Below are 17684 nucleotides of genomic sequence, written 5' to 3'. Positions count from 1 at the left end.
ACAGCGGTCAATCGTCAGCCGATCCGAATGCCGACCGGAGCACGGCATGCAGCGCTATCATCGTGGGACTGTCCCCGTTCTTTTCTACAAGACGCCCACGATGACGCGCCGCGCCGACCGCCTGTTCCAGATCGCCGAACTGCTGCGCGGCCGGCGTCTGACCACCGCGCAACAACTCGCCGACTGGCTCAACATCTCGCTGCGCACGGTCTATCGCGACGTGCGCGATCTGCAACTCTCCGGCGTGCCGATCGAAGGCGAAGCCGGTATTGGCTACCGGCTGAGCCGCGCGGCGAGCTTGCCGCCGCTCACCTTCACCGCCGACGAACTGGCCGCGCTCGCGGCCGGCGCGCGAATGCTCGAGTCGTGGGGCGGCGCCGGCTTTGCGAGCGGCGCGCGCGGCGCGTTGGCGAAGATCGCCTCGGCGATGCCCGCCGACAAACGCGCGACGCTCGAACGGCTGGCGATCTTCGCGCCGTCGTTTCACATCAAAGGGGATTTTTCCGCGAAGGTGGATGCGCTGCATCGAGCGATCGACGGCCGCCAGGTGGCGAGCTTCGCCTACACCGACGTGAACGGCGCGGCCACCGAGCGGCGCGTGTGGCCGCTGGCGCTCGCCTATTGGGGCGCGCGCTGGACGCTGGGCGCGTGGTGCGAATTACGTAGCGACTTCCGGAATTTCGGTCTGGAGAAGATCCAGAATCTCCAGTTGCTCGAACAGTATCCGGACCAGGAAGGCAGGCGGCTGGCGGATCTGTTGCGGCATGTACGCGCGAAGCCGCGATAAGGATTTTTCTTGCAGCGGCCGCCACGCTTCACGCGTGCAGTTGGCCCGCACAAAAGCGGATCGCGGCCCGCCACCTCGCAGGCCGTGATCCGCCAGGACGCCGAGGCGCCGAGGCGCGTTACTCCACCGACTTCACCATATCCTCGATCACCTTCTTCGCATCGCCGAACACCATCATCGTCTTGTCCATGTAGAACAGGTCGTTGTCGAGGCCCGCATAACCCGCGGCCATCGAGCGTTTATTCACGATGACGGTACGCGCCTTGTACGCCTCGATGATCGGCATGCCCGCGATCGGCGACTTCGGATCGTTCTTCGCCGCCGGATTCACCACGTCGTTCGCGCCGAGCACCAGCACCACGTCGACCTGGCCGAACTCGCCGTTGATGTCATCCATTTCGAACACCATGTCGTACGGCACTTCGGCTTCGGCGAGCAGCACGTTCATGTGGCCCGGCATCCGCCCGGCCACCGGGTGAATCGCGTATTTCACCTCGATGCCCTTCTCGACCAGCTTGTCGGTGAGTTCCTTCAACGCATGCTGCGCACGCGCCACCGCGAGGCCGTAGCCCGGCACGATCACCACGGTTTCGGCGTTGCCGAGCATGAACGACGCATCGTCGGCCGAACCGGCTTTCACCGGACGCTGTTCCGCCGACCCACCCGCCGCGGCCGCGCCCGGTTCGTTGCCGAAGCCGCCGAGAATCACGTTGAAGAACGACCGGTTCATCGCGCGGCACATGATGTACGACAGGATCGCACCCGACGAGCCGACCAGCGAACCCGCGATGATGAGCATCGGATTGTTCAGCGAGAAGCCGATGCCCGCCGCCGCCCAGCCCGAATACGAATTGAGCATCGACACCACCACCGGCATATCCGCGCCGCCGATCGGGATGATGATCAGCACGCCGAGCGCGAACGCGATCGCCGTCATGATGACGAACGGCAGCCACGACTGCGTCAGGAAGAAGATCGCGCCGAAGCCGAGCATCGCGATCGCCAGCATCAGGTTGATCAGATGCTGTCCCGCATACACGACCGGCGCGCCCTGGAAGAGCCGGAACTTGTACTTGCCCGACAGCTTGCCGAACGCGATCACCGAGCCGGAGAACGTGATCGCGCCGACGAACGTGCCGATGAACAGCTCGACGCGGTTACCGTAGGGCAGGAAACCCGGCACCGGATTCTCGGGATCGACGAGGCCGAACGCTGACGGCTCCGACACCACCGCGTACGCGATGCACACGGCGGCGAGACCGATCAGCGAGTGCATCGCCGCGACCAGTTCCGGCATCTTGGTCATCTCGACGCGCGCGGCGACGAACGCGCCGACCGCGCCGCCGATCACCAGCGCGACCAGCAGCAGGCCGAGCCCCAGGCCGAGATTCGAGCCGAGCGCGGCAGCCTGTTTGGTGATCAGCACGAGGGTCGTGAGGATCGCGATCGCCATCCCGACCATGCCGAAGGTGTTGCCGGTGCGCGCCGTCTTCGGATTCGACAGCCCCTTGAGCGCCTGGATGAAGCAGACCGACGCGACCAGATAAAGCAGCGTGACGACGTTCAGACTCATTACGCGTTCTCCCTGGTCGTGGATTGTGCCTTGTCAGCGGGGAGCTTCTTCGGCTCTTTCTTGCGGAACATCTCCAGCATTCGCCGGGTGACGAGAAAGCCGCCGAACACGTTGACCGCCGCCAGCGCGACGGCGAGCGTGCCGAAGAACTTGCCCGGCGTGCCCAGCGTGAGACCCGTCGCCAGCATCGCGCCGACGATCACGATCGCCGAAATCGCGTTGGTCACGGCCATCAGCGGCGTGTGCAGCGCGGGGGTGACGTTCCAGACGACGTGGTAGCCGACGTAGATCGCCAGCACGAAGATGATCAGGTTGATGACGGTGTGGTTGATGACTTCCATTGCCTTCTCCTATGTCGGCCGGAGTTAGCGCTTTAGCGCTTACTCCGGTCCCATGCAGTCCTATCGCTGTCGGCCGGAGTTAGCGCTTTAGCTGTCGATCAGAGTTAGCGCTTTAGCGCTTACTCTGGTCCCATGCAAAGCACTTACTCCGGTCCCATGTGGTTCGCTTTATGCCTTGCGCGCGACTTCGCCGTCGCGGGCCAGCAGCGTGGCCGCGACGATGTCGTCCGCGAGATCGATGTTCAGGGCGCCTTCCTTGGTGATGATCAGCTTGAGGAAGTCGAGCAGGTTGCGTGCGTACAGGGACGACGCGTCGGCGGGCACCATCGAGGCCAGATTCGTGTGGCCGACGATCGTCACGCCGTGTTTGACCACGACCTGGTCCGCTTCGGTCAGCGGACAGTTGCCGCCGCGCCGGCCTTCGCTGCCGTCAACCCCGGCGCCGCGACCTGCCGCCAGGTCAACCAGCACCGAGCCGGGTTTCATCGCCTGCACGGTTTCGACCGAGATCAGCGTCGGCGCGGCGCGGCCCGGGATCAAGGCGGTGGAGATCACCACGTCGGCCTGCCTGGCGCGCTCGTGCACCAGCGCCGACTGGCGTTGCAGCCAGCCTGGCGGCATCGGCCGCGCATAGCCGCCGACGCCCTGCGCGGCTTCGCGCTCCTCGTCGGTTTCATAGGGCACGTCGAGAAATTTGGCGCCGAGCGATTCGATCTGCTCCTTCACCGCTGGACGCACGTCGGAGGCTTCGATCACGGCGCCCAGGCGCTTGGCGGTCGCGATCGCCTGCAAGCCGGCCACGCCCGCGCCGAGAATCAGCACGCGCGCAGCTTTCACCGTACCGGCGGCCGTCATCAGCATCGGCATGAAACGCGGGTAAAGCGTGGCCGCCAGCAGCACCGCCTTGTAGCCGGCGATGTTCGCCTGCGACGACAGCACGTCGAGGCTCTGCGCGCGCGTGGTGCGCGGCGCGGCTTCGAGCGCGAACGCGGTGACGCCGGCCGCGGCGAGTTTCAGCGCGTTTTCGGCGTTGAAAGGATCGAGCATGCCGACCAGCGTCGCGCCGCGCTTCAGAAGCGGCAGCTCGGCATCGGTGGGAGACTGGACTTTGAGGACGAGATCCGCGCCGAAAGCGGTAGCCGCATCGACGACTTCCGCTCCGGCGGCTGTAAAGGCATCGTCAGGGAAGCTGGCGCCGGTGCCGGCGCCGCTCTGGATCGTGACCCGATGGCCCTGGGTCACATACTTCTTGACCGTTTCGGGCGTCGCGGCGACGCGGGTTTCGTGCGCGCGCGTCTCGGCTGGCACTCCGATGTGCATCGTTGTTCCTCCTCGACTTCCTGTTTTACGACAGATCCGCCGACGAGGCACGCCGGCTTGCAATTGCCACGGCTAACGCGTCACTTTAACCGAAACTGGGGGGTGCGCCGAAATCGGGGACAATCCGGGGGTCCTGGCCGCTTCCCGGCAGCGCGATCCCATAAACGGTAAAATGCGCACCCATGAAACCGGAAACCTGGACGCCGCACGTCACCGTCGCGGCTATCGTCGAGTGTGACGGGCGCTTTCTGGTGGTCGAGGAACATACCGTCGACGGCCTGCGCCTGAACCAGCCCGCCGGCCATCTGGAGGCGGGTGAAACGCTTCTGGATGCGGTCAGCCGCGAAACGCTCGAGGAAACCGCCCATCCGTTCACGCCCGAGGCGCTGGTGGGCATGTATATGACGCATTTCGTGCGGCCCGGCAGCGAGGGCGTTACGTATCTGCGCTTCACCTATTGCGGCAAGAACGGCGAGCAGCAAGCGGATCGCGCGCTCGACCCCAACATTGTCCGCACGCTGTGGATGAGCGCCGAAGAATTGCGCGCATGTCCCGAACGGCATCGCACGCCGCTCGTCATGCAATGTATCGACGATTACCTCGCGGGCCGGCGTTTCCCGCTCGACTTCGTGCACACGCATTCGGTCGGGCCCAAATGGCCAATGAGCGGCCAATAACCGATCAATGAAGTCAGGCAGTACGCAGTGAGCACCTTATGAGCAAGCAAAAAGTCGTAGTAGGCATGTCGGGCGGCGTCGATTCGTCGGTCACCGCGTGGCTGCTGAAGGAACAAGGCTACGACGTGGTCGGCCTGTTCATGAAAAACTGGGAAGACGACGACGACAGCGAGTACTGCTCGACGCGGCAGGACTGGATCGACGTCGTCTCGGTGGCGGACCTGATCGGCATCGACGTCGAAGCGGTCAACTTCGCCGCCGAATACAAGGACCGCGTGTTCGCCGAATTCCTGCGCGAATACTCGGCCGGCCGCACGCCGAATCCGGACGTGCTGTGCAACGCCGAGATCAAGTTCAAGGCCTTCCTCGACCACGCGATGTCGCTCGGCGCGGAAACCATCGCGACCGGCCACTATGCGCGCGTGCGCGAGAACAACGGCCGCTTCGAACTGCTGAAGGCCTTCGATCACACGAAAGACCAGTCGTACTTCCTGCATCGGCTGAATCAGGCGCAGTTGTCGAAGACGCTGTTTCCGCTCGGCGAGATTCCGAAAACCAAAGTGCGCGAAATCGCCGAACAGATCGGCCTGCCGAATGCGAAGAAAAAAGATTCGACCGGCATCTGCTTCATCGGCGAGCGGCCGTTCCGCGACTTCCTGAACCGCTATCTGCCGACTCAACCCGGCCCGATGAAAACCACCGACGGCAAAGTGGTCGGCGAACACATCGGTCTCGCGTTCTACACGTTCGGCCAGCGCAAGGGCATCGGCCTCGGCGGCAGCAAGGACGGCAGCGGCGAACCGTGGTTCGTGGCCGGCAAGGATATTCCGTCAAACACGCTGTATGTCGCGCAAGGCCACGATCATCCATGGCTGCTGAGCCATACGCTCTCCGCCGGCAATACGAGCTGGGTCGCGGGCGAACCGCCGGCTGAAGGTTTCGCGTGCGGCGCGAAAACCCGCTATCGCCAAGCCGATGCGCCCTGCACGTTCAGTGCGGCGGCTAGTGCGGCGGCTGGGGCGACGACCAGCTCGGCGGCTGAGGCCGCAGGCGCCGCCGATGATCTGTTCGAACTGACTTTCGATGCCGCGCAATGGGCTGTCACACCGGGGCAATCGGCGGTGCTCTACGATGGCGACGTCTGTCTGGGCGGCGGCATCATCGAGCACGCGGTGACCGGCCAGCTGGCGGCGCGCCAGCCGCAAAAGGCGGCGCTGCTGACCGCCCGCTAGACAAGGAGTTTTACCGTGCCGCGGCGCTCGCCGCCGCGGCACGCGCTTCACCCGCAAGCTTCATCTTCAAGCCGCGGCTTCACCATAAAAAAGCAGTTGTTGTTCTTTCGCGGCGGATTCCGTCTGCGCCCACAGCGTCGGCGATCCCTCCGTGACGACCTTCACTGCACTGGAGTCCCCATGTTTTCTCGACGTTACCTGGCGATGTGGTGCGCAGTCGCGCTGTTCGCCGTGTGCGCGGCGCTCGCCGCGACGCATCGCATTTCGTGGTTCTGGATCATCGTGCCGGCGGCGCTGGTCGCGCTCGGCCTCTTCGATCTGACGCAGGAACGCCACGCGATTCTGCGCAACTATCCGCTGTGGGGGCACTTCCGTTTCCTGTTCGAATTCATCCGGCCGGAAATCCGCCAGTATTTCGTCGAAGACGATACCGACGAGAAACCGTTCTCGCGCGCGCAACGCAGCATCGTCTATCAGCGCGCCAAGAACGACGTCGACAGCCGCCCGTACGGCACCGAACTCGACGTCAAAGCCGTCGCGCACGAATGGATCAGCCACTCGCTCGCACCGACCACGCTCGACGGTCACGACTTTCGCATCGTCGTTGGACCGGACCGCGCGCAGCCTTACTCGATGTCGATTTTCAACGTGTCCGCGATGAGCTTCGGCTCGCTGTCGGCCAACGCGATCATGGCGCTGAACCTCGGCGCGAAGAAAGGCAACTTCGCGCACGACACCGGCGAAGGTTCGATGTCGAAATATCACCGCGAGCACGGCGGCGACATCATCTGGGAAATCGCGTCGGGCTACTTCGGCTGCCGCAACGACGACGGCACCTTCAGCGCCGAGAAGTTCGCGAAGCAGGCCGCCGAACCGCAAGTGAAGATGATCGAAGTGAAGCTCTCGCAAGGCGCGAAGCCCGGTCACGGCGGCGTGCTGCCGGCCGCGAAGATCACGCCGGAGATCGCCGAGACTCGGGGCGTGCCGATGGGCCGCGATTGCATTTCGCCCGCCACGCACTCCGAGTTCTCCACGCCGCGCGGCCTGCTCGAATTCGTCGACCGTTTGCGCACGCTCTCCGGCGGCAAGCCGACCGGCTTCAAGCTGTGCATCGGGCATCCGTGGGAATTTTTCGGCATCGCCAAGGCGATGCTGGAGACGGGTATCCTGCCGGACTTCATCGTGGTCGACGGCGCCGAAGGCGGCACGGGCGCCGCGCCGCTGGAATTCACCGATCACGTCGGCGTGCCGTTGCAGGAAGGACTGCTGCTGGTGCACAACACGCTGGTCGGCATCGGCTTGCGCCAGCGCATCCGCATCGGCGCGAGCGGCAAGATGATCACCGCGTTCGACATCACGAAGACGCTGGCGATCGGCGCCGACTGGGTCAACGCGGCGCGCGGCTTCATGTTCGCGGTCGGCTGCATCCAGGCGCAGACCTGCCACACCGGCCGCTGCCCGACCGGCGTGGCGACGCAGGACCCGGTGCGCCAGCGCGCGCTGGTCGTGCCGGACAAGGCCGAGCGCGTGTTCAACTTCCATCACAACACGCTGCATGCGCTGAAGGAAATCATTCAGGCCGCGGGCCTGAAGCATCCGGCGGAACTGCGCGCGCATCACATCGTGCGGCGCGTGTCGTCGCATGAGGTCCAGCTGATGTCGGAGCTGTTGAAGTATCTCGAACCGAACGATCTGCTCAACGGCAACTATCGTCATTCGTTGTACGAGAAGTGGTGGCCGGTGGCGCGCAGCGATTCGTTTGCGCCGAAGATGGACCTGGCCGCGACGTAATCCGGTTGTGGCGGCGATCGGCCAGCGGGTCGATCGCCGCAAAGTCTTCGTCGTTTGAGGATCACCGCGAAGCTCGTCTGCCGCCGCAAAACGGACACCCCCCTCCCTTTCCGTTAAAATCTACGGTTTAGCACTTCGCTCCACGGCCGCCCCGCGCGCTTCGGCGCTTTGCGGCGCGGCCCTATGCCCGAAAGGCACTTCATGCTCACGTTTCAGCAAATCATCCTGACACTGCAGTCCTACTGGGATAAGCAGGGTTGCGCGTTGCTCCAGCCGATCGACATGGAAGTCGGCGCGGGCACGTCCCACGTCCACACCTTCCTGCGCGCGATCGGTCCGGAACCGTGGCGAGCAGCCTATGTACAGCCGTCGCGCCGTCCCAAAGACGGCCGCTACGGCGAGAACCCGAACCGCCTGCAGCATTACTATCAATACCAGGTGGTGCTGAAGCCGGCGCCGGAAAACATCCTCGACCTGTACCTCGGCTCGCTCGAAGCGCTCGGCTTCGACCTGAAGCAGAACGACGTGCGCTTCGTCGAGGACGACTGGGAAAACCCGACGCTCGGCGCGTGGGGCCTCGGCTGGGAAGTGTGGCTGAACGGCATGGAAGTGACCCAGTTCACCTACTTCCAGCAGGTCGGCGGACTGGATTGCAGGCCGGTGCTCGGTGAAATCACCTACGGTCTCGAACGTCTCGCGATGTACCTGCAGAAGGTCGAAAACGTCTACGACCTGGTCTGGACCGAGTGGGAAGAGCAAGGCCCGAACGGCCCCGAACTCCGGCGCCTGACTTACGGCGACGTGTATCACCAGAACGAGGTCGAACAGTCCACCTACAACTTCGAGTACGCGAACGTCGAGTTGCTGTTCTCGATCTTCAACAGCTACGAAGCGGAAGCGAAGCGCATGATCGAAGCGCAGATCGCGCTGCCCGCCTATGAACTCGTGCTGAAGGCCGGCCATACCTTCAACCTGCTCGACGCGCGCGGCGCGATTTCCGTCACGGAACGCGCGGCGTATATCGGCCGCATCCGTGCGCTGTCGAAGCTGGTCGCGCAGGCTTATTACGATTCGCGCGAAAAGCTCGGCTTCCCGATGCTCGGCAATCCGGTGCACGGCGTGCCCGGCCTCACGACCGACGCACAGGATGCCGCGATGCCCGCATGGGCGCCGCCGCTGAAAGTCGAACGCAAGATCGACCAGGACTGACGAGAACACCTAGAAATGACTCATCCCCATCAAGCTACCCTGCTCGTCGAACTGCTGACCGAAGAACTGCCGCCGAAAGCGCTCGCGCGTCTCGGCGACGCATTCGCCGAAGGCATTGCACAGCGCCTCGCGGCGCGCGATCTGATCGAAGGCGAACTGTCGTTCGAACGTTATGCGACGCCGCGCCGCCTCGCGGTCACGATCAGGAATGTGCGCGCAGTTGCGCCGGAAAAACACGTGCGCGAAAAAGTGCTGCCGGTTTCGGTCGCACTGGACAAGGACGGCCAGCCCACCGCGCCGCTCGCCAAGAAACTGGCCGCGCTCGGCTTCCCCGATTTTTCGGTGAGCGACCTGGAGCGCGCGCCGGACGGCAAGGCCGAAGCCTTCTTCCTGCGCTATGCCGCACCGGGCGCGACGCTCGCCGAAGGCCTGCAATCCGCCCTCGACGAAGCGCTCGCCGTCTCGAAGCTGCCGATCCCGAAGGTGATGACGTATCAGCGTCCGGACGACACCAATATCCAGTTCGTGCGCCCGGCGCAACGTCTGACGGTGCTGCATGGCGACCAGGTCGTGCCGGTCACGGCACTCGGCATCGACGCCGACGACACCACGCTCGGCCACCGCTTCCTGTCCGAAGGCTTCGTGCAGATCCAGCACGCGGAAGCGTACGCCGAGACGCTGATGCACAAGGGCCGCGTGGTCGCGAATTTCGCCGACCGCAAGGAAGCCATCCGCACCCAACTGCTCGCGCAAGCCAACGGCGATCAGGTGGTGATGCCCGAATCGCTGCTGGACGAAGTGACGTCGCTGGTCGAATGGCCGGTGGTCTACGCCTGCCGTTTCGAGGACGAATTCCTGCAAGTGCCGCAGGAATGCCTGATCCTCACCATGCAGACGAACCAGAAATACTTCGCGCTGACGGATGCGAACGGCAAGCTGCACTCGCGCTTCCTGATCGTGTCGAATATCGAAACGGCGACGCCGGGCGATATCGTCGAAGGCAATGAGCGCGTGGTGCGTCCGCGTCTGGCCGACGCCAAGTTCTTCTTCGAGCAGGACAAGAAGAAGCCGCTCGCCGAGCGCGTGCCGCAGCTCGCGAACGTCGTGTATCACAACAAGCTGGGTTCGGCGCTGCAACGCGTCGAGCGTGTGGAAGCGCTGGCTGGCGCGATCGCCTCGCTGACCGGCGCCGATGTCGCGCTCGCGAAGCGCGCCGCGCGTCTCGCCAAGGCCGATCTGATCACCGACATGGTCGGCGAATTCCCCGAGCTGCAAGGCACGATGGGCACGTACTACGCGCGCCACGACGGCGAGCCGGAAGAAGTCGCGCTCGCATGCTCGGAACACTACCAGCCGCGTTTCTCCGGCGACGCATTGCCCACCACCGCAACCGGCACGGTCGTCGCGCTGGCGGACAAGCTCGAAACGCTGGTCGGCATCTGGGGCATCGGCCTGCAACCCACCGGCGAAAAAGATCCGTTCGCGCTGCGCCGTCACGCGCTCGGCGTGCTGCGGATTCTGGTCGAAAAGCAGTTGCCGGTCGATCTGGTCGAACTGCTGCGCACCGCTTACGCGCAATTCGCCGCGGTGCCGAACGTCGCCGATTCGACACCGGCGATCTACGAGTTCTGCATGGACCGTCTGCGCGGCTTGCTGCGTGAACGCGGCTATGCGGTGGGCGAAATCGACGCGGTGCTGGCCCTGAACCCGACACGCCTCGACGAGATCGTCGCGCGACTCGATGCGGTACGCGAATTCGCGACGCTGGCTGAAGCGGCATCGCTCGCGGCAGCCAATAAGCGCATTTCGAACATCCTGAAGAAGTCGGACGGCGTCACGGCCGGCGGCGTTTCGGTCACGCTGCTGACCGAGACGGCGGAAAAAGCCTTGCACGCGCAGCTCGAACAGGTCACGCCGCGTGTGCAGTCGCAACTCGCCGCACGCGACTACACGGGCGCCTTGACGGCGCTCGCCGCCTTGCGCGAACCGGTCGACACGTTCTTCAACGACGTGATGGTCAACGCCGAAGACCCAGCGTTGCGCGCCAACCGTCTGGCCTTGCTCGGCACGCTGCATCAGCAGATGAATTGCGTCGCCGACATTTCCCGACTCGCTGCCTGAGCCCCGCGCCATGCCGATCAAGAAAGTGGTGATCCTCGACCGCGACGGCGTGATCAACGTCGATTCCGACGCGTTCATCAAGTCGCCGGACGAATGGGTCGCACTGCCCGGCTCGCTCGAAGCGATCGCGCGGCTGAATCAGGCCGGTTATCGCGTCGCGGTCGCGACGAACCAGTCGGGCATCGGCCGCGGTTTGTTCGACATGAACGCGCTCAATGCGATGCATCTGAAAATGCACCGCATGGCGGCGGCGGTCGGCGGGCGCATCGACGCGGTGTTCTTCTGCCCGCACACGGCGGAAGACCATTGCGAATGCCGTAAGCCGAAGCCCGGCATGCTGAAGATGATCGCCGAGCGTTTCGAAGTCTTGCCGGAGCATACGCCGGTGGTCGGCGATGCGATGCGCGATCTGCAAGCGGGTGTGGCGCTCGGACATCCGACTCATCTGGTGCTGACCGGCAAGGGCCGCAAAACGCTCGAGGCCGGCGGCCTGCCCGACGGCACACGCGTGCACGACGACCTGCGTGCGTTCGCGCTCGACTTCCTCTCCGACCATCACGCGTGACGCGCAGCGCGCGCGTCCCCACCCCTCACTGACCACGCCGATGCGCTTCATTCGTTCTTTGCTGCTGCTGATCTACTTCGTCCTGTTCACGGTGCCGTACGCGATCGCGTGCTTCATCGCGTTTCCGTTCATGCGCGCCGACAGCCGCTACTGGATGGCTGCCGGCTGGTGCCGCGCCACGCTCGAGACGGTGCGCTGGCTGAACGGCATCCGCTACCACGTCGAGGGCTACGAGAACCTGCCCGACGGTCCGGCCGTGCTGCTGTCGAAGCATCAATCGGCATGGGAAACGCTGGCGTTTCCGGCGCTGATGCCGCGGCCGCTGTGCTACGTATTCAAGCGCGAGCTGCTGTATGTGCCGTTCTTCGGCTGGGCGCTCGGCATGCTGAAGATGGTTCACATCGATCGCAAGGAAGGCAAGTACGCGTTCGAATCGGTCATCAAGCAAGGCAAGGCGCGCATGGCCGAAGGCGCGTGGGTCATCATGTTTCCGGAAGGCACGCGCACGCCGACCGGCAAGCAGGGCAAGTACAAAACCGGCGGTGCGCGTTTTGCGATTGCCACCGGCGCGCCAGTCGTGCCGATCGCGCACAACGCGGGACGTGTGTGGCCGCGCAACTCGTTTCTCAAATATGCGGGTATAGTCACAGTGTCGATCGGCAAGCCGATCGAGACGACGGGGCTCACGCCCGATGAAGTGAACACGCGCGTCGAACAGTGGATCGAAGCTGAAATGCGTCGCATTGATCCTACTGCGTACCGCGCGGCGGAAAGCAGCTCCGCCGCCGCACCAATCTGACGCGCCCGCGCCCTCGAAGGCGCATTTGCGCGAAGCCGAATCCGATGCAGAAGTCTCCTACGCCGCAGCCCGCTGCGGCGCTCGATAGCCGGCAACTCGATCTCCCACTCTTCGTCGAGCCGGGTTCGACGTCGTCGTCCCCTTCACCGTCCGCGCCTTTGTCCGGCTCTCCGGCGGACTCGCAGACCGGGCAGCAGCCGGTCGTGCCGCTCGCACCGGACGGCAGCAAGCTGCGCTGCCTGACGATCGGCTCGCGCACGCTGCACTACCAGCTCAAGCGCTCGGCACGCCGCTCGATCGGCTTTGCGATCGACAGCAGCGGCCTGATGATTACCGCACCACGCTGGGTCACGCTCGCCGATATCGAAACGGCGATCACCGAAAAGCAGCGCTGGATTTTTACGAAGCTGATCGAATGGCAGACGCGCGTCGAGCAACGCGCGTTGCCGAAGGTCGATTGGAAAGATGGTGCGGAAGTGCCGTATCTCGGCCAGCCTGTGCGAGTGAAACTCGGCTCGCCGCAAGGCACTCTGGCGTTCAACGCGGACGAAGCGGCGCTCGCTTTGCCTCTGCCGTTGCAGGCCGACCCGCAGCAGATCAAGGATCGCGTGCAAGGCTGGCTGCAAGGCGAAGCGAAGCGTCTGTTCGGTGAGCGGCTGGCGATCTACGCGGACAAGCTCGGCGTCGACTATCGCGCGTATGCACTCTCCTCAGCGGCGACGCGTTGGGGCAGTTGTTCGAGCGACGGCAAGATCCGCCTGAACTGGCGGCTGATTCACTTCCCGCTGTCGATCATCGATTACGTCGTCGCACACGAACTCGCGCATCTGCGCGAGATGAATCACAGCCCGCGCTTCTGGCAAACAGTCGAATCGATTTTTCCGGAATTCCGCGAAGCGCGGCAGACGTTGAAGTCGCATCCGCCGGAGTTACTGCCGACGCTTTAATGCGCCGGCGCTCCGCATTGAAGCGCCGGCTTTCTGAAGCCCGCGGCCTCACGCGGTGCAGAAGGTTTCCTGCAGATGGCGCCACGTCACCTTGCCGTGCGCGTCGATGTCCATCACCGCAGTCGAGCGCCGCACGTTTGCGTTGCCCGCGCTATCGCGTTGATATTCACGATACTCATTGCCTGAATCCTCGCCCCGCCGCGTGCGTTACTTTTTCTTCTGGATGAACTCGATCTTGTAGCCGTCCGGATCGGTGACGAACGCAATCACGGTGGTGCCGTGTTTCATCGGACCGGCTTCGCGCACAACCGTGCCGCCCTGAGCCTTGATTTTGTCGCACGCGGCGTACGCGTCTTCGACTTCGACGGCGAGGTGTCCAAAGCCGGTGCCGAGGTCGTACGACGGCGTGTCCCAGTTGTGCGTCAGTTCGATGACAGTACCGTTACGCTCGTCTTCATAGCCGACGAAAGCGAGCGTGAACTTGCCGTCTGGATAGTCCTCACGGCGCAGTAATTTCATACCGAGCAGTTCGGTGTAGAACGCGATCGAGCGGTCCAGGTCGCCGACCCGGAGCATGGTGTGAAGCAGGCGCATCGTGTAATCCCTGTTGCGTGACGTCGAGAACGTCAATGTAACCGGAATCACGCTGCGCTGCAGAGCGCGGATCAGAACTGATGCCGCACGCCCGCCATCACACCGATCTGCGTCCCCTTCTGCGCGAGCCCGATGCCGTTGACGCCCTGCAACTGAGCGCCGATCAGATCGCCCCGATACAGCGAGTAATCGCCTTCCAGATAAGCATCGGTGCGCCTGGACAGGTTGTAATCGGCGACCAGCTGATACTGCCATGCCGAGCCGTCCTGAGACGGCTTCTTGCCGTCCTGCAGCGTGCGCCACACATTCGCGGCGAAGTGCCACGCGTTGCCGACCTGCTGCGTGATCCCGCCCAAGATCATGCGACGCCGCGAAAAGTCGGTGTACTTGAGCGCGGCGAGCGCTGGCGCGCTGAACGGCCCGTTGGCGAAGTTCGAAAAGGCGGCGTCGTTCTGATTGACGATGTAACCGGCCGCAAAACGCGTCTTGTCCCAGATGTACGAACCGCCGAAGCTCCACGCCTTCGCGGCCGCACCGTTGACCGAGTCTTTCGACTCCTCGTACGCGCCGCCAACGGTGAACGGACCGCCCTTCGGCGCATACGCGGCCGCGGCGCCGATCTGGCTGCCGTATGAATTTCCCGCGTTGCCGCCGAATGCATAGCCGGCGGCGAACATCAAGCCGTTGTAGTGCGCCTGATACTGCACCTGGTTGCTGGTCCAGATACCGCCGGTCATCGTCACTTCCGGCTGGAAGCTGAAATCGTACGGAATCCAGGGATTGCTGCCGTAGCCGCCGACCGTGACGCCTTCGATCATCAAGTTGAACTGACGGCCCAGGATCACCTGACCATAGGAGTTCGAGCGCACTCCCACTTGAGCTTCGTTGAAGAATGGCAAGGTGGGATCGCTTTGTCCGCTATTGATGTAAAAACGGTTTTCGAGCTTGAAGAACGTGGACCAGCCACCGCCCAGATCCTCGACGCCCTTCAGTCCCCAACGGCTCTGGGTCATGCCGCCGTTGCCGAGCGCAATCGAAGAATCGCCGGCCTTGTTCGCGTGGGTCAGATACCGCACGCTCTCGTCGACCACGCCGTACAGCGTCACGCCCGATTGCGCGTGCGCCATCTGACAGGCCAATGCCGCGGGCACCGCCGCCACCGCCCATTTGCTCACGTTCTTCATACCGTCTCCTCAAACTGGTTCCGCTCGCCGGGGAATGTGGTGCGTTCGCTTTGCTCTTCGGGCACGCATCGGTCAGGTTTTCAGGCGGATGGTCCGCGGTGTGACGCGGTGTGACGTATAGGCATCCTGTCTTTTCGGCTGCCGGCTCCACTTCGCCTGATGCGAAGTACCGCCAATGACCTGACAAAATATGCGTGGGTGAACCTTATCCTGAAACGGACACAGTAAGAAAACAGACTGTTGTAGGTGTTGCGCGGGTGCCGTTACGTCAGCGAACTACTTGCGAGATGCAAGAAGCACGCGTAGGCGGTGGGTCATCGCATTGCAGCGCGGGTGGTTTTGTTATCGTACGATCTATGCCTGCCGCCTTCAGCTTGCCGGTTTCGCCATTGAGTCAGCCATCCGGCCGACTATCGCCGTGCGCGCAGACGTCCGCGACTGCCCCGCAGCCCTTCTGCCCAAGCGGGTGGCCGCTTAGGCGAGGTGGGCCAGAAGATGGTTCTTTGAGCGCGCCGCAGGACGCAGCGCGCTTCCTTCAAGGCTAAAGCCGAAACTCAGGCGGCGCTGCTCCCGGCGGCTGCGGCGCCGTGCGACGGCAGCGCCGCCACGATCTGTGCCACGCGCACATATTCGGCGACCGGCACGTCTTCGGCGCGGCGTTGCAGATCGAAGCCGAGCGCGTCGAAATCCACCCGGTCGCGATAGGCAGCCAACGTATTGCGCAGCATCTTGCGCCGCTGCGAGAACGCCGCCGTCACCACTTCGCCGAGCACGCGCTCGTCCACCGGCGGCAATTCGTGCAGCTCGTATGGGATCATCCGCACGATCGCCGAATCGACCTTCGGCGGCGGCTGGAACGCTTCGGGCGGCACGTCGAGTTGCTTGTCGATCACGTAACGGTATTGCAGCATCACCGAGAGCCGGCTGAACGCCTTGGTGCCCGGCTCCGCCACCATCCGCTCGACCACTTCGTTCTGCAGCATGAAGTGCTGATCGATCACGCGATGCGCGAACGACGTCAGATGAAACAGCAGCGGGCTCGAAATGTTGTACGGCAGATTGCCGACAATCCGCAGCGACGCCTTTTCTCCCGGCGCAGCCAGCGAACCGAAGTCGAACGCGAGCGCGTCGCCCGCATGCAGTTCGAGCAGGTCGCCGAATTTCTTCTTGAGCCGGCCGATCAGATCGCGATCCAGTTCGACGGCGTGCAACGGCGCTTCAGGCGTCGCGAGGCGTTCGATCAGCGGCTCGGTGAGCGCTCCCAGCCCCGGCCCGATTTCGACCATGCGCTCGCCGCGCTGCGGCCGGATCACGTCGACGATCGAATCGATCACGCCCATATCGACCAGAAAATTCTGGCCGAAACGCTTGCGTGCGGTATGACCCTGATGCTGGGCCCGTTGCTGTCTGCTGATGGACATCGAAGAAACGCTAGGAAGAGAACTGCTTAAAAAAAGAAACCGCCTGTGAAGCGATACGGGTGAAGCGATGCAGGTGAAGCGATGTTTGCAAGCAATGAGCCGCGCGAATCAGCCCGCGCGGCGGTGCTGCGCCATCGACACTGCCGTATCGATCGCGGCGATCAGGCTGCCGGAGTCGGCGCGGCCGGTGCCGGCCAGATCGAGCGCGGTGCCGTGATCGACCGACGTGCGGATGATCGGCAAACCGAGCGTGATGTTGATGCCTTCGCCGAACGTGGCGTACTTCAGCACCGGCAAGCCCTGATCGTGGAACATCGCGAGTACGCAATCGGCTTCGTTCAGATAGCGCGGCTGGAATAGCGTGTCTGCCGGATAGGGACCGCGCGCATCGATTCCCTGATGGTTCGCGAGCTTCAGCGCCGGCGCAATCACGTCGATTTCCTCGCGGCCCAGATAACCGTTTTCGCCCGCGTGCGGATTCAAACCGGTCACGAGAATGCGCGGCGCTGGTAGACCGAAATGGTGGCGCAGGTCGTGATCGATGATGCGCAGCGTCTCGCCGATGCTGTCGATCGACAACGCCGCCGACACGTCTTTCAGCGGCAGATGCGTGGTGGCGAGCGCGACGCGCAACGGGCGCTTGCCGGTGCCGGCCAGCATCATCACCACGCGCGGCGTGTGCGTGCGTTCGGCCAGGTATTCCGTGTGGCCGGTAAACGGCACACCGGCGTCGTTGATGGTGCTTTTTTGCAGCGGCGCGGTGACGATCGCGTCGAACGTGCCGGCCATTGCGCCGTCGATCGCGCTGTCGAGCAGATCGAGCACGTAGCGGCCGTTGGCTGCGTCGAGCTTGCCTGCCAGCGACGGTGCGCCGAGCGGCCGATGCTGCACGCGCACGCGCTTGCCGTCCGCCGTCAGCGCGGCCCAATCCACGCCCACCGCACGGGCCCGCTCGGCGAGCAGACCGGCGTCGCCCAGCACAGTGAACTGCGCGCCGGGCCAATGCGCCGCCGCCCCGGCCAGCGCCTGCGCCGTCAACTCGGGGCCGACGCCGGCCGGTTCGCCGGTCGTGATCGCGATTTGCAACGGGGCGCTGGCGGACTGGGCGGCGGTTGTCATGGCG

The 17684-nt window shown here is 64.1% G+C and carries 16 protein-coding genes; 9 read left to right on the top strand and 7 right to left on the bottom strand.

All coding sequences use genetic code 11. The features are described 5' to 3' along the window. The first annotated feature begins 46 nt into the window (after nt 1–46). Nucleotides 47–787 (top strand): helix-turn-helix transcriptional regulator, encoded by a 741-nt coding sequence (locus tag AC07WT_RS02380; RefSeq protein ID WP_494945910.1) that lies wholly within the window; start codon nt 47–49, stop codon nt 785–787. Between the two features lie 118 nt (nt 788–905). Here AC07WT_RS02380 and AC07WT_RS02375 read toward each other — a convergent pair whose 3' ends face one another. The 3 genes from AC07WT_RS02375 to AC07WT_RS02365 all read right to left on the bottom strand — a co-directional run bounded on the left by AC07WT_RS02375 (nt 906) and on the right by AC07WT_RS02365 (nt 4021). Then, entirely contained in the window at nt 906–2360 is a 1455-nt protein-coding gene (locus tag AC07WT_RS02375; RefSeq protein ID WP_492595227.1) for an NAD(P)(+) transhydrogenase (Re/Si-specific) subunit beta, read from the bottom strand. Further along, nucleotides 2360–2701: an NAD(P) transhydrogenase subunit alpha part 2 gene (locus AC07WT_RS02370; protein WP_341313219.1), complete on the bottom strand. Its 342-nt coding sequence runs from the start codon at nt 2699–2701 to the stop codon at nt 2360–2362. Before AC07WT_RS02370 ends, AC07WT_RS02375 begins: the two co-directional genes overlap by 1 nt. Before the next feature lie 168 nt (nt 2702–2869). Further along, nucleotides 2870–4021: a Re/Si-specific NAD(P)(+) transhydrogenase subunit alpha gene (locus AC07WT_RS02365; RefSeq protein ID WP_494945909.1), complete on the bottom strand. Its 1152-nt coding sequence runs from the start codon at nt 4019–4021 to the stop codon at nt 2870–2872. A 182-nt stretch (nt 4022–4203) separates the two neighbouring features. Between AC07WT_RS02365 and AC07WT_RS02360 the strand changes: the two genes are divergently transcribed. From AC07WT_RS02360 to AC07WT_RS02325, 8 genes are all read left to right on the top strand, one after another. Next, complete coding sequence (locus AC07WT_RS02360) at nt 4204–4698, top strand: NUDIX hydrolase (RefSeq protein ID WP_492595230.1); 495 nt, start codon at nt 4204–4206, stop codon at nt 4696–4698. A 38-nt stretch (nt 4699–4736) separates the two neighbouring features. Continuing rightward, nucleotides 4737–5930 carry a tRNA 2-thiouridine(34) synthase MnmA gene (gene mnmA / locus AC07WT_RS02355; protein WP_494945908.1) on the top strand — a complete coding sequence of 398 codons (1194 nt, stop codon included), beginning with the start codon at nt 4737–4739 and terminating at the stop codon, nt 5928–5930. A 180-nt stretch (nt 5931–6110) separates the two neighbouring features. Then, nucleotides 6111–7721 (top strand): FMN-binding glutamate synthase family protein, encoded by a 1611-nt coding sequence (locus tag AC07WT_RS02350; RefSeq protein ID WP_494945907.1) that lies wholly within the window; start codon nt 6111–6113, stop codon nt 7719–7721. Between the two features lie 201 nt (nt 7722–7922). Continuing rightward, nucleotides 7923–8930, top strand: coding sequence for a glycine--tRNA ligase subunit alpha (gene glyQ / locus AC07WT_RS02345; protein WP_492595268.1), 1008 nt, complete (start codon nt 7923–7925; stop codon nt 8928–8930). A gap of 15 nt (nt 8931–8945) precedes the next feature. After that, the gene (glyS, locus tag AC07WT_RS02340) at nt 8946–11051 is read left to right on the top strand and encodes a glycine--tRNA ligase subunit beta (protein ID WP_494945906.1); all 2106 of its coding nucleotides are present in this window, start codon (nt 8946–8948) and stop codon (nt 11049–11051) included. A gap of 10 nt (nt 11052–11061) precedes the next feature. Then, nucleotides 11062–11616, top strand: a complete 555-nt coding sequence (gmhB, locus tag AC07WT_RS02335) for a D-glycero-beta-D-manno-heptose 1,7-bisphosphate 7-phosphatase (protein ID WP_494945905.1) — start codon at nt 11062–11064, stop codon at nt 11614–11616. Nucleotides 11617–11656: 40 nt separating this feature from the next. Further along, nucleotides 11657–12415: a lysophospholipid acyltransferase family protein gene (locus AC07WT_RS02330; RefSeq protein WP_494945904.1), complete on the top strand. Its 759-nt coding sequence runs from the start codon at nt 11657–11659 to the stop codon at nt 12413–12415. Nucleotides 12416–12459: 44 nt separating this feature from the next. Next, nucleotides 12460–13362 (top strand): M48 family metallopeptidase, encoded by a 903-nt coding sequence (locus AC07WT_RS02325; RefSeq protein WP_494945903.1) that lies wholly within the window; start codon nt 12460–12462, stop codon nt 13360–13362. Nucleotides 13363–13569: 207 nt separating this feature from the next. On the opposite strand, the gene gloA is transcribed toward AC07WT_RS02325, so the two are convergent. The 4 genes from gloA to pdxA form a co-directional block, all read right to left on the bottom strand. After that, nucleotides 13570–13956 carry a lactoylglutathione lyase gene (gloA, locus tag AC07WT_RS02320; protein WP_494945902.1) on the bottom strand — a complete coding sequence of 129 codons (387 nt, stop codon included), beginning with the start codon at nt 13954–13956 and terminating at the stop codon, nt 13570–13572. Nucleotides 13957–14027: 71 nt separating this feature from the next. Then, nucleotides 14028–15140 (bottom strand): porin, encoded by a 1113-nt coding sequence (locus tag AC07WT_RS02315; RefSeq protein WP_494945901.1) that lies wholly within the window; start codon nt 15138–15140, stop codon nt 14028–14030. A gap of 554 nt (nt 15141–15694) precedes the next feature. Further along, the gene (rsmA, locus tag AC07WT_RS02310; RefSeq protein WP_494945900.1) at nt 15695–16561 is read right to left on the bottom strand and encodes a 16S rRNA (adenine(1518)-N(6)/adenine(1519)-N(6))-dimethyltransferase RsmA; all 867 of its coding nucleotides are present in this window, start codon (nt 16559–16561) and stop codon (nt 15695–15697) included. Nucleotides 16562–16669: 108 nt separating this feature from the next. After that, nucleotides 16670–17680 (bottom strand): 4-hydroxythreonine-4-phosphate dehydrogenase PdxA, encoded by a 1011-nt coding sequence (gene pdxA / locus AC07WT_RS02305; protein ID WP_492595240.1) that lies wholly within the window; start codon nt 17678–17680, stop codon nt 16670–16672. Nucleotides 17681–17684 lie beyond the last annotated feature (4 nt).

The organism is Paraburkholderia sp. GW821-FHT02A12 (assembly GCF_059422005.1).
The sequence above is the reverse complement of the archived record's forward strand: the minus strand, read 5'-3'. Positions and strand labels throughout refer to the sequence as shown.

Excerpts from the sequence above, each read along its gene's own strand:
- AC07WT_RS02380 (WP_494945910.1), top strand. The coding sequence starts at position 47 with ATGCAGCGCTATCATCGTGGGACTGTCCCCGTTCTTTTCTACAAGACG.
- AC07WT_RS02375 (WP_492595227.1), bottom strand. The coding sequence starts at position 2,360 with ATGAGTCTGAACGTCGTCACGCTGCTTTATCTGGTCGCGTCGGTCTGC.
- AC07WT_RS02370 (WP_341313219.1), bottom strand. The coding sequence starts at position 2,701 with ATGGAAGTCATCAACCACACCGTCATCAACCTGATCATCTTCGTGCTG.
- AC07WT_RS02365 (WP_494945909.1), bottom strand. The coding sequence starts at position 4,021 with ATGCACATCGGAGTGCCAGCCGAGACGCGCGCGCACGAAACCCGCGTC.
- AC07WT_RS02360 (WP_492595230.1), top strand. The coding sequence starts at position 4,204 with ATGAAACCGGAAACCTGGACGCCGCACGTCACCGTCGCGGCTATCGTC.
- mnmA (WP_494945908.1), top strand. The coding sequence starts at position 4,737 with ATGAGCAAGCAAAAAGTCGTAGTAGGCATGTCGGGCGGCGTCGATTCG.
- AC07WT_RS02350 (WP_494945907.1), top strand. The coding sequence starts at position 6,111 with ATGTTTTCTCGACGTTACCTGGCGATGTGGTGCGCAGTCGCGCTGTTC.
- glyQ (WP_492595268.1), top strand. The coding sequence starts at position 7,923 with ATGCTCACGTTTCAGCAAATCATCCTGACACTGCAGTCCTACTGGGAT.
- glyS (WP_494945906.1), top strand. The coding sequence starts at position 8,946 with ATGACTCATCCCCATCAAGCTACCCTGCTCGTCGAACTGCTGACCGAA.
- gmhB (WP_494945905.1), top strand. The coding sequence starts at position 11,062 with ATGCCGATCAAGAAAGTGGTGATCCTCGACCGCGACGGCGTGATCAAC.
- AC07WT_RS02330 (WP_494945904.1), top strand. The coding sequence starts at position 11,657 with ATGCGCTTCATTCGTTCTTTGCTGCTGCTGATCTACTTCGTCCTGTTC.
- AC07WT_RS02325 (WP_494945903.1), top strand. The coding sequence starts at position 12,460 with ATGCAGAAGTCTCCTACGCCGCAGCCCGCTGCGGCGCTCGATAGCCGG.
- gloA (WP_494945902.1), bottom strand. The coding sequence starts at position 13,956 with ATGCGCCTGCTTCACACCATGCTCCGGGTCGGCGACCTGGACCGCTCG.
- AC07WT_RS02315 (WP_494945901.1), bottom strand. The coding sequence starts at position 15,140 with ATGAAGAACGTGAGCAAATGGGCGGTGGCGGCGGTGCCCGCGGCATTG.
- rsmA (WP_494945900.1), bottom strand. The coding sequence starts at position 16,561 with ATGTCCATCAGCAGACAGCAACGGGCCCAGCATCAGGGTCATACCGCA.
- pdxA (WP_492595240.1), bottom strand. The coding sequence starts at position 17,680 with ATGACAACCGCCGCCCAGTCCGCCAGCGCCCCGTTGCAAATCGCGATC.